Genomic DNA, 14,042 nt, shown 5'->3' with positions numbered 1-14,042 from the left:
GCCTGACAATCAGCACCCGCATGCAAGCTACGAGTGCCACCTTGGCGCACTTGCCACGTGCCCGAAGTGCTTCGTAGCGTGCTTTAAATTCTGTGTTGTGACGGATGATGATCCAGCTCGACATGTACAGCACTCGCCTTACATGGGCCCGACCACCCCATATCTGGCGGTGCCCTCGATGGCTACCACTATCGTTGTTGTAAGGCGCTACGCCCACCAGAGCGGCGATCTGACGGCGGTCCAACTGCCCCAGTTCAGGCAGTGAGGCGAGCAGATTTGCGGCGGTTACTCGACCGATTCCGGTCACTGCCAATAACTGACACGCCCTGGTATCGTCCAGTTGCACCATCGCCTGATCAATTTCTTCGTCGAGGCGTTTGATCAGCACTTTCAGCTGCTCTATATGCTCATCGAAGTGGGCCATCACTGTTGCCGAGCGACATTGCTGGCGACGCCGCTTGTCGTCATCACGGCTCTGCACAAATTGGGCGCGCTGCTTCACCAGCTCTCGCAGCTCTTCGCGTTCAGGGCTGACCGGTTGGCCTTGAGGGGCGCTGAGGTGTGCAGCGAAGTCCGCAAGGACTTCGGCGTCGATCTTGTCGGTTTTGGCTTTTTTACCCATGGCATCGGCGAATTTTCGGGCACGGGCTGGGTTGATGCAGATGGTTTCCAGTCCTGCTGAGGCCAGGGCGATCAACACATCTTTCTCGTAGCCGCCTGTCGCTTCGATCAGCACTCGACTGATATTGAAGTCCTTCAGACGCTCAAGCAACACCTCGAAGCCTGCGGAGTTGTTGGCCACTTCGAAGCGGATTTTCTGAGGCTTGATGCAGATTTCCAAAGTGGCTTTGGCAGTGTCGATTCCAACAGAAGACAACATGGCTGAACCCTCTTACACTCAGTTGTGAGAGCGCTCTGGCTTGGCCCACGCTTGTGATTCGAGAGGCGCTCAATCAACTGTTCGGGCTCGGGCCAGAGTGGAGAGGTGAATGGCAGCTTTGCTCCCACACGTGCTTTAAGCACTACCGGCGTACAGCTTGCCATTCACCGCTCTCACTTCTGATTCTATTCCTACCTCAAGACACAAGCCGGCGTTGCCGGCGATGGGCTGCGTAGCAGCCCCAATCAATGGAAATCCCGGCTCCGCACATCCAGCCCCTGCAACAGCGGGCTCAGATCCTCCAGGCGCTGGGCAATCAGGTGCCGCACCCCGCTCTCGCACTCCAGCCGCCCAGTCACCCGCAGCAGTTGCGAGCCCACCAGCACCCGGCGCTGACGCTCGGCCAGGTCGCGCCAGACCACTACGTTGACGTTGCCGAACTCGTCTTCAAGGGTGACGAAAGTCACCCCGCTGGCCGTCCCCGGCCGCTGACGCCCGGTCACCAGCCCCGCCACGCTGACCCGGTCGCCGTGCCCGGCCTGCTCCAGCGCCTGCGCACTGCGGCAACCCAGGGCATTGAGGCGGCGGCGCAGCAAGGTCAGCGGATGCGGGCCGAGGGTGGTGCCGACGCTGGCGTAGTCGGCGAACATGTCCTCGCTCAGCGACGGCTGCGGTAAATCCACCGGCTCTTCCAGCGGGGCCTCGATGCCGGCGAACAACGGCAACTGCGCCTGCACCGCCGCCACGCTCCAGCGCGCCCGGTAGCGGTCGCTGGCCAGGCCACGCAAGGCCCCGGCATCGGCCAACAACTCACGGCCACGGGCATCCAGGCGCGCCCGCTCGCACAGGTCGCTGACATCACGCCAGCCGCGCTCGGCCCGGGCCTGTTCGATACGCTGGGCATCCTGCTGACGAAAGCCGCGCACCTGGCGCAGGCCCAGGCGAATGGCCAGGGCCTGCCCTGCCCCCGGCTCCAGGCTGCAGTCCCAGTCGCTGTGGCAGACATCCACCGGACGGATCTCGATACGGTGGCGGCGGGCGTCCTGCAAAATCTGGTCGGGGCTGTAGAAGCCCATGGGCCAGCTGTTGATCAACGCGCAAGCAAAGATCGCCGGCTCATGACACTTGAGCCAGCAACTGGCGTAGGTCAGCAAGGCGAAGCTGGCGGCGTGGGATTCAGGAAAACCATAACTGCCAAAGCCCTTGATCTGCTCGAAGATGCGTTCGGCAAATGCTGCGCTGTAGCCGTTGTCGAGCATGCCCCGGGTCAGCCGTTCGCGGTGCGGCTCCAGGCCGCCGTGGCGCTTCCAGGCGGCCATGGCCCGGCGCAACTGGTCGGCCTCGCCCGCCGAGTAACCGCCGGCAACCATGGCCAGTTCCATCACCTGTTCCTGAAACAGCGGCACACCGAGGGTGCGTTCGAAGACCTGCTTCAGCGCCTCGGACGGATAGCTCACCGGCTCAAGCCCCTGGCGCCTGCGCAGGTAGGGGTGAACCATGTCGCCCTGGATCGGCCCGGGGCGGACGATAGCCACCTCGATCACCAGGTCGTAGAAGTTCTTCGGCTTGAGCCGCGGCAGCATGGCCATCTGCGCCCGCGACTCGATCTGGAATACGCCGACGGTGTCGGCGCGGCCGATCATGTCGTAGGTCGCCGTGCAGTCGGCCGGGATGCTTGCCAGGGTCAGCTCGCGGCCGCGATGGCGATACAGCAGGTCGAAACAACGGCGCAAGGCGCTGAGCATGCCCAGGGCAAGGATATCGACCTTGAGCAGGCCGACCAGGTCGAGGTCGTCCTTGTCCCACTGGATCACCGTGCGCTCGTCCATGGCGGCGTTTTCCACCGGCACCAGGCTGTCCAGCGGCTGTTCGGAAATCACGAAGCCACCCGGGTGCTGGGACAGGTGGCGGGGAAAACCGATCAGCTCGCCGGTCAACGCCAGCACCCGGCGCAGCCACGGGCTGTCGGGGTCGAAACCGGCTTCGCGCAGTTGCTCGGGTGGTGGCAGGCGGTCGCTCCAGCGCCCGCAGCAATCAGCCAGGGCGTTGATCTGCTGCACCGGCAAACCCAGCACCCGGGCGATATCGCGCACTGCACCGGCGGCGTGATAGGTGCTGGCCACTGCGGTGAGTGCCGCGCGGTGACGGCCATAGCGGCGGAACACGTACTGCAGCACCTCTTCGCGGCGATCGTGTTCGAAGTCGACGTCGATGTCCGGCGGCTCGTCGCGCTCGCGGGACAAAAAGCGCTCGAACAGCAGGTGGCTTTTCATCGGGTCGAGCTCGGTGATGCCGAGCACGAAGCACACCACCGAGTTGGCCGCCGAGCCACGCCCCTGACAGAGAATGCCCTGGCCCCGGGCAAAGTTGACGATGTCGTGAACGGTAAGGAAGTAGCTTTCGTAGTTGAGCTCGGCAATCAGTTCCAGCTCATGCTCCAGGGACTGGCGAGCCTTGTCGCCGATACCTTCGGGCCAACGCCAGCGCTGGCCCTGCTCGCACAGATGACGCAGCCAGGCGCTGGCCGTCTGGCCTTCAGGCACCAGTTCGCGGGGGTACTGATAGCGCAACTGGCCAAGGTCGAAACGGCAACGCGCGGCAATGCGCAGGCTTTCCTCAAGCAATGCCGGCGGATACAGCTCGGCCAGTTGCGCCAGCGGGCGCAGGTGCCGCTCGCCATTGGCGAACAGGCGCTGCCCGGCCTCGGCAACGCTGCAGTGATGGCGGATGGCAGTCATGCTGTCCTGCAGGGCGCGGCGGCCACGGGCATGCATGTGCACATCGCCGCTGGCCACCGCGGCGATGCCGAGGCTGTCGGCCAGGGCCAGCAGTTGTTGCAGGCGCCGCGGGTCATCCGGGCCACGGTGCAGCTCGACCGCCAGCCATAGCCGCTCGGCGAACACCTTGCGCAACCAGCGGCCGGTGGCCAGGTCATGCTCGGCGCCGTCCGGCACCCATAGCGCCAACAGGCCTTCCAGGGGTTTGTCGAAATCTTCGCGCAGCAACTGGTACTCGCCCTTCTTCGCCCGTCGCCGGCCGAGGGTGATGAGCTTGCACAGGTGCTGGTAACCCGTGAGGTTCTCCGCCAGCAGCACCAGCTTGGGGCCGTCGTGCAGGCGCACTTCGCTGCCGACGATCAGCGCCAGGTCCGCCGCCCTGGCCGCCTGCCAGGCGCGGACGATACCGGCCAGGGTGCACTCGTCGGTGATCGCCAGGGCCTGGTAGCCATGCTGGCGGGCACGCTGGAACAGCTCCTGGGCACTGGAGGCGCCACGCTGGAAACTGAAGTTGGACAGGCAATGCAGTTCGGCGTAACCCGGCGTGTTCATGCGAACCAGCCCTGCAGCCACAACGGGCCGTCTTCACCGAGGGTGCGGTAGGCCCAGCCCTGCAAACCGCTGGCGGTGCGCACCCGGTAGTAGTCACGGCGCACATCGCCGCCGTCCCACCAGCCGGACTCGATGCGCTCGGCGCCGGTCAGCAGGTGCACGCCAGTCCCCGGCAAGGCCTGGGGCTCGACCAGCAACCAGCCCGGGCGCGGCGCACTCGACAATGGCGGCGCCTGACGCGGCCCGTTACCGCTGTGCCAGGCGCATTCCGGGCGGTGATCGGCCTGGGCCGTGAGACCGCGCACCGCCTCGTCGCCAAGCCGTGCGCGCAGGCGTTCGCGCAGTTGCTCCCAGGGCTGGTTCTGCTGTGGGCGCGGGTCGAACAGCTCGGTGCGTTGTGGCACAAACGCCGGCAGGTCTTCGGCCAGCAGGCGCAGGTTGCGCACCGGTGCGGCAATCTGCAGTTGCTCAAGGCGGCCACGGGCCAGCTCGAACAGCATCGACGGGTCACGCTCGGCCGCCAGCAGGCCGACCGACACGCAGGTGTCGGGCCCTTCGGCATGCTCCAGGTGCAGGGCAAAGCGCTGCACGCCGCTGTCACGCCCGGCAAGGAAAGCGGCAAGGTCGTTGATCAGCCGGCGCAGGGGGAACAGCAAGGCCTGATGGGATTCGACATCGAAGTTCAGTTCCAGGCGCGCATCGAAGCGGTCCGGCGGCAAATAGAATTCCAGGGCCATGGGTCGCCGCCCGAGCAGGCGGTCCAGGTGCAGTTGCACCGGTGCGGCAAAGCGCCGGGCCAGGGCGTCACGAGGCAAGGCCAGGACCTGGCCGAGCTGGCGCAGGCCCATGCGCGCAAAGGCGCTGGCGGCCTCGGCGGGCAGGCCGACACGGTCGATGGGCATCTGCTCCAGCGCCACGCGGGTTTGCTGCGGGCACTCCAGGGCCAGGCCATCGTGAACATTGGCGAGCATGCGCGCCGCCACCGGGTTGCTGGCCAGGACAATACGGTGACGAAAACCCAGGGCCCTCAGCTCGGCACGCAGCCGCGCTTCAAAGGCTGGCCAGGGCCCGAACAGGCCGAGGCTGGATTCGACTTCGAGCAACAGCACCCGCGGGTAATGCAGGCTGACCTGGGAGCTGAAGCGGTAGGCCCAGGCGGCCAAAAATTGCTGCCACTGCTCGATGGCCGCCGGGTCGTGCTCGACGCAGGTAAAACTGCCGGCCAGGGCCTGGGCGGTGGTCAGCGACTGTCCGGCGCGCAGGCCCAAGGCGGCCGCCGGTGGATTGACCGCCTGCAAGACCCGGCGCTGGGCCGGGCCGCTGAGCAGCACCAGCGGCGTGTCGACGTCGTCGCGAGCACGCAGCACGGCGTCGAGTGCCAGCTGCGGCAGCAGGATACAGGCCCAGAGCATGATCCATCAGCCTCGCCCAGGACAGGCAATGGGCGTGGCCGGGGCCAGGCCGCCCCGGCACTTGAGCACCCGCCATTGGGCCGGCTGGGCATCGACGGCAATGCGCAGTGCCGCCGGCGACGGGTTGAGCGCGGCCTGTTGCGGGCGACAGGCGAAGGCCAGGGTCTGGCCGCTTTCGGCAGCGACCTGCAAGCGGCGCAAGGCGCGATCATCCGCTTTATGCGGCCAGCACAGCACGGCGCCGCAACTGCCCGAGCGCAAACACTGCTCGGCGGCCCAGAGCACCTCGCTTGGCCCCGCCTGGACCACCGCCAACCACTGCAGATCGACCCCTGCCGCCTGCCAGGCCGGTGGGTAGGGAATGAACGGCGGGGCAATCAGCACCACCCGCTCGCCGGCCTGGGTCAGGCGCGCCAGGCTGGGCCACAGCAGTTGCAGCTCGCCACAGCCTTCTGCCGCCAGCAGCAGTTCGGTCAGTGCCCCGGCCGGCCAGCCGCCACCGGGCAGTGCTGCATCCAGGGCAGCATGACCGGTGGGCTGCAGGCCCTGGGGCAAGGCCTGCGGCCGGCCCTTCCAGACCCGTTGCTGGTCGAGCAGGCCGTCGAGGCTGACCACCGCGCCCATCAGCCGCGCCTCACCAGGCCGCAGAACACCCCTTCGATGACGAAGTCGTGCTCCGGGCCAACCTCGATGGGGGCATACGCCGGGTTGCGCGGCAGCAGACGGTAATGCCCGCCGGCGCGTTCGAAGCGCTTGATGGTCACCTCGCCGTCCAGGCGCGCGACGATGATCTGCCCGTCACGGGCGTCGGCCTGCTGCTTGATGCCGACCAGGTCGCCATCGAGGATGCCGTCGTCGATCATCGAGTCGCCCCGCACCTTGAGCAGGTAGTCCGGGGAGCGGCTGAACAAGTGTGCGTCGAGCATCAGCTGTTCGTGGATATCCACGTCCGGGCCGATCGGCCGGCCGGCGGCGACCTGGCCGAGCACGGGGATCTCCAGCACCTCGGGGCGGCGCAAGGCGCCGGCCAGGCGAATGCCACGGGCCTGGTTGGGGGTGACCGCGATGAAGCCGGCTTCGGTCAGCGCCTGGATATGCTTGCGCGCGACACTGCGCGAGGCAAAACCGAAGGCCGTGGCGATATCGGCCAGGCTCGGCGGCTGGGCCTGATCGGCGATGCGCTGACGAATGAAGTCGAGGATAGCGCGGCGTTTGGGCGATAGTTTATTCATGGAGTACATTTGTACTCTTTTCCTACGCATCTGGCCAGCCCCGCTGATCCGGTTATCATGCTCGACCACCGCAGCGGAAGCCGACCATGCTTGATGCCCTGTTGTTCGACCTCGACGGTACCCTGACCGATACCGACAAACTCCACCTGCTGGCCATGCAACAGCTGTTGCTCGAAGAAGGCCGGGTGTTCACCGAAGCGGAGTTCGATGCCCACGTCAGCGGCCGGGCCAATGCCGACTTGTGCCGCTACCTGTTCCCTGACCGGCCGGTGAGCGAGCACCAGCAGTTTGCCGACCGCAAGGAGGCGCGCTTTCGCGCCCTGTCGCCCACCTTGCAGCCTACCGCCGGCCTGCTGCGCCTGCTCGAGCATGCCGAGCGCCAGCGCATCGGCGTTGCCGTGGTCACCAACGCGCCGCGGGCCAACGCCGTGCACATGCTCGGCGCCATGGGCCTGAATGAACGCTTTGAACATGTACTGGTGGCCGAAGAACTGGCCCGGGCCAAGCCCGACCCGCTGCCCTACCTCACCGGCCTTGAGCGCCTGCAGGCGCGGGCGGCACAGTCGCTGGCGTTCGAGGACTCGGTGCCGGGGGTGAAGGCGGCCAGTGGCGCGGGGATCTTCACCGTCGGGCTGTCGACCAGCCAGCGGCCCGAGGCCTTGCTTGAGGCCGGTGCGCAACTGGTGGTGAAGGATTTCGAGGATGAGCGGCTGTGGGCGTTGATCGGGCGGATGTCTGGCTGAAGACCGCGGCGCGCCCATCGCTGGCAAGGCCAGCTCCCACAGGGTCCCGGTGCATACAGGTCTCTGTGGGAGCCGGCCTTGCCGGCGATAGCTTCACCACCGTTCATCAGCCCTGCACTCACCCCTGTCGAATCCCCCACCCGGCAATCGACCATGAGTACATCCCCCAGCGGAGCCGTACCCATGGACAACCATCAAAACCCCCAGGTGGTCTCGCGCAGCGAATGGCTCAGCGCCCGCCGCCAGCTGTTGCTGCATGAAAAGGCCCTGACCCACCAGCGCGATGAACTGAGCAAAGCCCGCCGCGCCCTGCCCTGGGTACGGGTCGAACAGGACTACCGCTTCGAAGGCCCCGAGGGCCGCCTGGACCTCGGCGACCTGTTCGCCGGCCGCAGCCAGTTGCTGGTCTACCACTTCATGTTCGGCGAAGGCTGGGAGGAAGGCTGCCCCGGCTGCTCGTTCCTGGCCGACCACTTCGACGGCGCCAACCTGCACCTGGCCCATCACGATGTGTCGCTGGTGGCGGTATCCCGTGCACCGTACGCCCAGTTCCAGGCGTTCAGGCAACGCATGGGCTGGAAGTTTCCCTGGGTCTCGTCCCATGCCAGCAGTTTCAACCAGGACTTCGGCGTCGGCGGCAAGGGCAGCGATCAGTACAACTATGAACCCTACGCGGGCGAGGAAACCGAGCTGCCGGGCCTTAGCGTGTTCTACCGCGACGCCGACGGCACGCTGTTTCACACCTACTCAAGCTTTGCCCGGGGCCTGGACATCCTGGTCGGCACCTACAACTTCCTCGACCTGATGCCCAAGGGCCGCAACGAGGAAGGCACCATGGACTGGGTGCGCCACCACGACCGTTATGAAGGTGCCGCCCAACCACCCCACTGCTGCCATGAATAGCTGGGGTACCTAGTATTTTTGTCAGTAGTCAACACGCCCTGTCGGTGCTCGAATGCACCGAGACCTGTCGACCGACAGGCACCACCCCGGAGGCAGGGCGTATGGGACTGTTTATCGAGCACACCGGTTTCGAAATTCCCGAGGATCCGTGGAATGGTTGGGAAAGAGGTCCGGACGGCAGCAAATTGATCATCAATCGCGATCACGGGAACCACTTTGTCAGTTTTGACAACACCAGCCGACTCCTGAACAAAACGTTGACAGGACTCGAACCCGGAGAAACATACCGGGTGTCCCTGCGCGTCAAACGCCATCACGACAATCTGCTGACGCCTACCCTGTGGTTCGAGCTGGACGGCGAGCCTCTGGAGGAGCGGTTCGAAGTGCGTGATCAGCACTGGCAGACCCTGCGCTGGACATTCCAGGCCGCCCGCGCAGAGCACCGACTGGAGCTGCTCGGGCACGGTATCACGGGGGAGCTGGCAGACGGCCTCGGCTTTGACGATATCCGCATCTACCCGAAGCAGACCGCTGAGCGCTTCTATGGCTACCCGAACCAGTACATCAGCAACGGCCAAAGCCTTCCGCTACCGACCATGACCGTAAGCTTGCAGGCTGAGCCGGGGGGTAGAACAGGCATTCTACCTACGGGGAACGACTACCAGTACCTGTCAATTCACTACGTAGATGGCGCCCCGGCTTCGCCACTGCAGGTTAATATCAGCCTTGCCTGGCTGTGCGAGAAAGTCAGGTTCGAGTGGAGAAGTCGCAACGAAAGAGGCGAAGTAAGGTTCTATGACGCTCAAGGCATCCTGCAAAATACACAAACCCTTCCTCGCCCCTCCGGAAACGCAGTTAACAACTGGATTGAGTATGCCGCGCCAGGGCACACTGATATCGCCCGTATCGAAGTGAACGCCAACGACTCCTCATTGCTGGCCTATTTCACCCTGTGGAGCTTGTAGCCCCATTGCACAGGTTGTGCTCAATGGTATGAGCCCATCCTGCTCCATCAACGCCAGACTGTGAACCCTCCCGGCTTTGCCCTACAGTAGCGCGCGGAAATCCTCGCGCTACTGTACAGGGCCTGCCTTGATGATCATCCAGCCGCAAAAAACCTCCATCCGCGTCCTGCTGTTCTCGCTCAAGGGCTCGATGAATAGCCGCGGCACCTAGCATTTTTGCCAGTAGTCAGCACGCCCTGGCGGTGCTCGAATGCACCGAGGCCTGTCGACCGACAGGCACCACCCCGGAGGCAGGACGTATGGCACTGTTTATCGATCTCACCGATTTCAAACCCGGCATTGACCCATGGAACGGCTGGCAGAAAGGCCCCAACGGCCAGACCCTGGCGGTGACCTCCGACGGCGCCAACCACTGGGCGCACTTCGAAAATTTTGCCGGTAACCTGTTGGGCAGGGTGATCAGCAAGGAACTGACAGGCCTTGCGCCCGACACCGTCTATCGTCTGTCGATGCGGGTAAAACGCAACGGCAACAGCTCCAAGACCCCTCACCTGTCATTTGAGCTGGATGGCATCCCCCTCGAGGGCGAGTTTGCTGTCACCGCACCTGAATGGCAGATCCTTCGCTGGCAGTTCCGCGCCCGCGAACATTCCCACGCTATCGAACTTATCGGTCGTGACGATACCGGCAACGGCAGTGACCATGGCGCGGATTTCAGCTTCGACGATATCCAGATATACCCAGTTACCATCACCGAAAACCTCGATGGCCAGCCTGCACAAACGATTTCCCAGGGTGAGGAAGTTCAACTGCTAAGCAAGACCATGACCATCAAGCTCCTCGAAGACCCTCTGGGCATCAAAGCCTTCATCGAACCGACAGCCGCAGAACCCGGCATGCGAGAAGGTCCAGCCATCACACTTCAACGCCAACAGCACCATCAGCCGAACAATCCGCAAAAACTGCAGATCACTCCCGTGCTCCCGTGCTCCGAGCTGAAGTTCTTCTGGACCTGGAGGCAATTTCCTGGTGAGGTCGAGTTCTATGGGCTGCATGGCAACCTGCTGACCACTTTGTCATACACCGGAGAGCCCAGGCACCATGAGGTGAAATACAACGCTCCAGACGGCGAACAGATTGCCTGGATCGTGGTCATCTGCCGAGACTACGCCTACCTCGACAACTTCACCTTAACAACTGCCTAGCCTGTCCAGGTGAGTTGGTAGGCACCTCACCTTCTGCAGCGCCTAGCTACCGCAGGCGCCTTTGCCTTACAGTGGCGCGGATATTTTCGCGCCACTGCCAAGGCTTGCCTCGCATGATCATCCAGCCGCAAAAACCCTCCATCCGCGTCCTGCTGTTCTCGCTCAAGGGCTCGATCATCCCGGCGATCTGGCGCAAGGTGCTGTACACCGTGTTGATCAGCTCGGCGGTGGTGGCCACCCACGGCACCCTGTTCGAGTACAAGGTAATCCTCACCGCCACACCCTTCACCCTCTGGGGCCTGACGCTGGCGATCTTCCTCGGCTTTCGCAACACCGTGGCCTACCAGCGCTTCTGGGAAGCGCGCACGCTGTGGGGCGAGCTGCTGATCGTCAGCCGCAACCTGACCCGCCAGACCCTGAGCCTGCTGCCCGACCTAGACGCCAGCCAGCGCCGCGCCCTGCTCGACCCGCTGATCGCCTTCGCCTACGTGCTGCGCGACCAGTTACGCGGCACCCCGGCCAGTGCCGACCGCCAGCGCCTGCTCGACACGTCTACACGCACTGCCCTGGCCACTAGCGACGCGCCCGCCAGCCGCCTGCTCGGCGTGCTCGGCCAGCGCTTCATGGCCCAGGCCCGCGACGCCGGTGCCGGCGAGGTGATCCAGGCCAACCTCGATCAGCAGTTGAACCGACTGTCTTACGTGCTGGGCGGCTGCGAGCGGATCAAGAACACGCCCATCCCCTACCCCTACATCCTCATGTTGCACCGCATCGTCCACGTCTACTGCTTTTTGCTGCCGTTCTGCCTGGTCGACAGCATCGGCTGGTTCACGCCCTTTGCCGTGTGCGTGCTGGCCTACACCTTCTTCGGCCTGGATGCCCTGGGGGACCAGATTGCCGACCCGTTCGACACCCAGCCCAACGACCTGGCCCTGGATGCCATGTGCCGCAACCTGGAAATCGCCGTGCGCGAACTGGAAGGCGAAGCAGCACCGGCGCAATTGCAACCGGTCAAAGGAGTTCTGTTGTAAGCGTCGACGCTTCGCTGCGCGCGGCGTAACGCTGAGCCAGCACCGCACAGACCATCAACTGGATCTGGTGAAACAGCATCAGCGGCAGGATCATCGCGCCGATGCCACCGCCAACGAACAGCACCTGAGCCATCGGCACGCCGGTGGCCATGCTCTTTTTCGAACCGGCAAATAAAATGGTGATGCGGTCTTCGAGGTTGAAACCCAGCCAGCGCCCCAGCGCGCTGGTCAGCCACAGCACCACGGCCAGCAGCAGGCAGCAGACCAGCGCCAGGCCCAGCAACCGCGACGGCGGTACCGCATGCCACAGGCCGCTGACCACCGCATCGCTGAAGGCGGTGTAGACCACCAGCAGGATCGAACCCTGGTCGACGCGCTTCAACCAGCGTGCATTGCGCGCTACCCAGGTGCCGATCCAGCGCCGCACCAGTTGCCCGGCCACGAACGGCACCAGCAGTTGCGCAACGATCTTCAGCACTGCATCCAGGCTCGAGCCGCTGTCACCTTCGACGCCCATCAGCAGCACCACCAGCAACGGCGTCAGTACGATGCCCAGCAGGCTCGACGCGGCCGCGCTGCAGATCGCCGCCGGCACGTTGCCGCGGGCCAGCGAGGTAAAGGCGATGGCCGACTGCACCGTGGCCGGCAAGGCACACAGGTACAGCACGCCCAGGTACAGTTCATCGCCCACCAGCGGCAGGAACAACGGCTTGAACAGCATGCCCAGCAACGGGAACATCACGAAGGTGCAGGCAAATACCAGCAGGTGCAGGCGCCAATGCCCGGCACCGGCGGCGACCGCCTCGCGCGACAACTTGGCGCCATGCAAAAAGAACAGCAGGCCGATGGCGAGGTTGGTCAGCCCGCCGAACACCACGGCGCCACTGCCTTCGCAAGGCAACAGGGTGGCAATGAGGATGACCCCGAGCAACGCCAGGGTGAAATTGTCGAACAGCATCCGCAGGTACTTCATGGCCGCTCCCGGCTTGTTATTGTGGCGTTGCAGACGTTAAGGTCTTTGCCCGACTTTCACTAACGCCAGCGCCCCGCCAGTGTCGCCAAAAGGACAACACCCCGCAGTCACCCCGCAGTCACTGGAGCAGCTGACCGCACTGCCACGCCCGGTATATGGCCATGTACAGGCGCTGCCCAACGTGGTGCTCGGCTACCGCCACTCGCACCCTTGGGGACAGTTGTCCTACGCCATTCGCGGCGTACTGGAGGTGCACACCGACCTGGGTTTCTATCTGGTGCCGCCGCAGCGGGCGGTGTGGGTACCGGCGCAGGTGCAGCACCGGGTCAGTTGTGCCGACAGCACCTGCCTGCGCAGCCTTTACCTGGAAACAGCGCCGCCGAGCTGGAGCGACCCGCAATGCCGGGTCATCGCGGTCGACCCATTGTTGCGCGAGCTGATCCGCACCTTCAGCGAACTGCCGGTGGAGTACGACAGCGATGGCCCTGACGGGCGCCTGGTGCAGGTGTTGCTCGACCAGCTGGACAGCGCCGAACAGCAGCAGTTGATGCTGCCCCTGCCGCTCGACCGTGACCTGCGCGCACTGTGCAGCCACCTGCAGGCGCAACCCGACTCGCCTACCGGGCTGGCCGACTGGGCGCGGCAAGCAGGCGTTTCGGAGAAAACCCTGAGCCGCCGTTTTCAACGTGAAACCGGCCTGAGCTTTCGCCTCTGGCGCCAGCGCATGCGCCTGCTCAGCGCCCTGCCTGCCCTTGAGCGCGGCGAGCGGGTCACCGACGTGGCCCTGGCCTGCGGCTATGAGTCGCTATCAGCGTTTATCGCCGCCTTCGGCAAGCAGTTCGGCTTGCCACCGGGTGAGTTCTTTCGCGCGCGAACCGGCAGCGATCAGTAAGCGCCTGCACGTCGAAATCGCCTGGCCAGCCTGATACCCTTGCGCCTATCCGTTTTGCCTCTTGCCAGAAAAGGAGTTCCCATGGCAACGCTCACCGTCCGCGACGAGTCGGTCTCGGGCGAAGTCTTCGATGATTTCGCCCTGCACTTTGCCACCGACACCATCACCGTGCGCCAGTTGATCCGCGAGCGGGTCCATCAGGAAGTCCAGCAGCGCAACCATGAAACCGACCACAGCCGGCGCCAGCGCCTGGTCACCCCCGAGTCGCTGGAAGCCGCGCTCAATGGCGAGCGCCCGATTGAGCGCCCGAGTATCGACTGGCGCAAGCAGGTCGACATCGCCTGCGACGCCTTCGAGCGCAACGGCTTTTTCATCCTCCTCGACGAGCGTCAGGCCGAAAGCCTCGACGAAGTCCTGACCATCCGTCACGACAGCGTGGTCAATTTCATCAAACTGACCCCACTGGTAGGAGGCTGA

General features: G+C 64.6%; 13 protein-coding genes. 7 read left to right on the top strand and 6 right to left on the bottom strand.

All coding sequences use genetic code 11. The annotated features are described in order from the left end of the window. From JV241A_RS10375 to lexA, 5 genes are all read right to left on the bottom strand, one after another. On the bottom strand, positions 1-880 hold an 880-nt coding region (locus JV241A_RS10375), incomplete at its 3' end, for a transposase (RefSeq protein WP_134062348.1). A 245-nt stretch (positions 881-1,125) separates the two neighbouring features. Beyond that, positions 1,126-4,230 carry an error-prone DNA polymerase gene (locus JV241A_RS10370; RefSeq protein ID WP_205125908.1) on the bottom strand — a complete coding sequence of 1,035 codons (3,105 nt, stop codon included), beginning with the start codon at positions 4,228-4,230 and terminating at the stop codon, positions 1,126-1,128. Next, positions 4,206-5,621, bottom strand: coding sequence for a DNA polymerase Y family protein (locus JV241A_RS10365; protein ID WP_134062344.1), 1,416 nt, complete (start codon positions 5,619-5,621; stop codon positions 4,206-4,208). The genes JV241A_RS10370 and JV241A_RS10365 overlap by 25 nt, the downstream gene beginning before the upstream one ends. A gap of 6 nt (positions 5,622-5,627) precedes the next feature. Next, complete coding sequence (gene imuA / locus JV241A_RS10360; RefSeq protein WP_115087250.1) at positions 5,628-6,245, bottom strand: translesion DNA synthesis-associated protein ImuA; 618 nt, start codon at positions 6,243-6,245, stop codon at positions 5,628-5,630. Then, on the bottom strand, positions 6,245-6,862 hold the full coding sequence (gene lexA / locus JV241A_RS10355; protein WP_177414860.1) for a transcriptional repressor LexA: 618 nt from the start codon (positions 6,860-6,862) through the stop codon (positions 6,245-6,247). The genes imuA and lexA overlap by 1 nt, the downstream gene beginning before the upstream one ends. 77 nt (positions 6,863-6,939) lie before the next feature. On the opposite strand from lexA, the gene JV241A_RS10350 reads away from it, so the two are divergent. The 5 genes from JV241A_RS10350 (at position 6,940) to JV241A_RS10330 (ending at position 11,700) form a co-directional block, all read left to right on the top strand. Next, positions 6,940-7,596, top strand: coding sequence for an HAD-IA family hydrolase (locus tag JV241A_RS10350; RefSeq protein WP_115087251.1), 657 nt, complete (start codon positions 6,940-6,942; stop codon positions 7,594-7,596). A 183-nt stretch (positions 7,597-7,779) separates the two neighbouring features. After that, positions 7,780-8,499: a thioredoxin family protein gene (locus tag JV241A_RS10345; RefSeq protein ID WP_115087252.1), complete on the top strand. Its 720-nt coding sequence runs from the start codon at positions 7,780-7,782 to the stop codon at positions 8,497-8,499. Between the two features lie 101 nt (positions 8,500-8,600). Next, the gene (locus tag JV241A_RS10340) at positions 8,601-9,464 is read left to right on the top strand and encodes a hypothetical protein (protein ID WP_115087253.1); all 864 of its coding nucleotides are present in this window, start codon (positions 8,601-8,603) and stop codon (positions 9,462-9,464) included. A gap of 299 nt (positions 9,465-9,763) precedes the next feature. Continuing rightward, positions 9,764-10,669 carry a hypothetical protein gene (locus JV241A_RS10335; RefSeq protein WP_115087254.1) on the top strand — a complete coding sequence of 302 codons (906 nt, stop codon included), beginning with the start codon at positions 9,764-9,766 and terminating at the stop codon, positions 10,667-10,669. Between the two features lie 113 nt (positions 10,670-10,782). Continuing rightward, on the top strand, positions 10,783-11,700 hold the full coding sequence (locus tag JV241A_RS10330; RefSeq protein WP_115087255.1) for a bestrophin family ion channel: 918 nt from the start codon (positions 10,783-10,785) through the stop codon (positions 11,698-11,700). Here JV241A_RS10330 and JV241A_RS10325 read toward each other — a convergent pair. Next, on the bottom strand, positions 11,681-12,673 hold the full coding sequence (locus JV241A_RS10325) for a bile acid:sodium symporter family protein (RefSeq protein ID WP_115087256.1): 993 nt from the start codon (positions 12,671-12,673) through the stop codon (positions 11,681-11,683). The two genes, JV241A_RS10330 and JV241A_RS10325, sit on opposite strands and share 20 nt — an antisense overlap. 79 nt (positions 12,674-12,752) lie before the next feature. On the opposite strand from JV241A_RS10325, the gene JV241A_RS10320 reads away from it, so the two are divergent. Beyond that, complete coding sequence (locus JV241A_RS10320; RefSeq protein WP_115087257.1) at positions 12,753-13,565, top strand: helix-turn-helix transcriptional regulator; 813 nt, start codon at positions 12,753-12,755, stop codon at positions 13,563-13,565. Between the two features lie 81 nt (positions 13,566-13,646). Next, entirely contained in the window at positions 13,647-14,042 is a 396-nt protein-coding gene (locus tag JV241A_RS10315; protein WP_115087258.1) for a hypothetical protein, read from the top strand.

This window comes from Pseudomonas sp. JV241A (assembly GCF_900275665.1).
GTDB lineage: Bacteria > Pseudomonadota > Gammaproteobacteria > Pseudomonadales > Pseudomonadaceae > Aquipseudomonas > Aquipseudomonas wadenswilerensis.
Note: the sequence above shows the minus strand (reverse complement) of the source record. Positions and strands in the feature narration are given on the sequence as shown.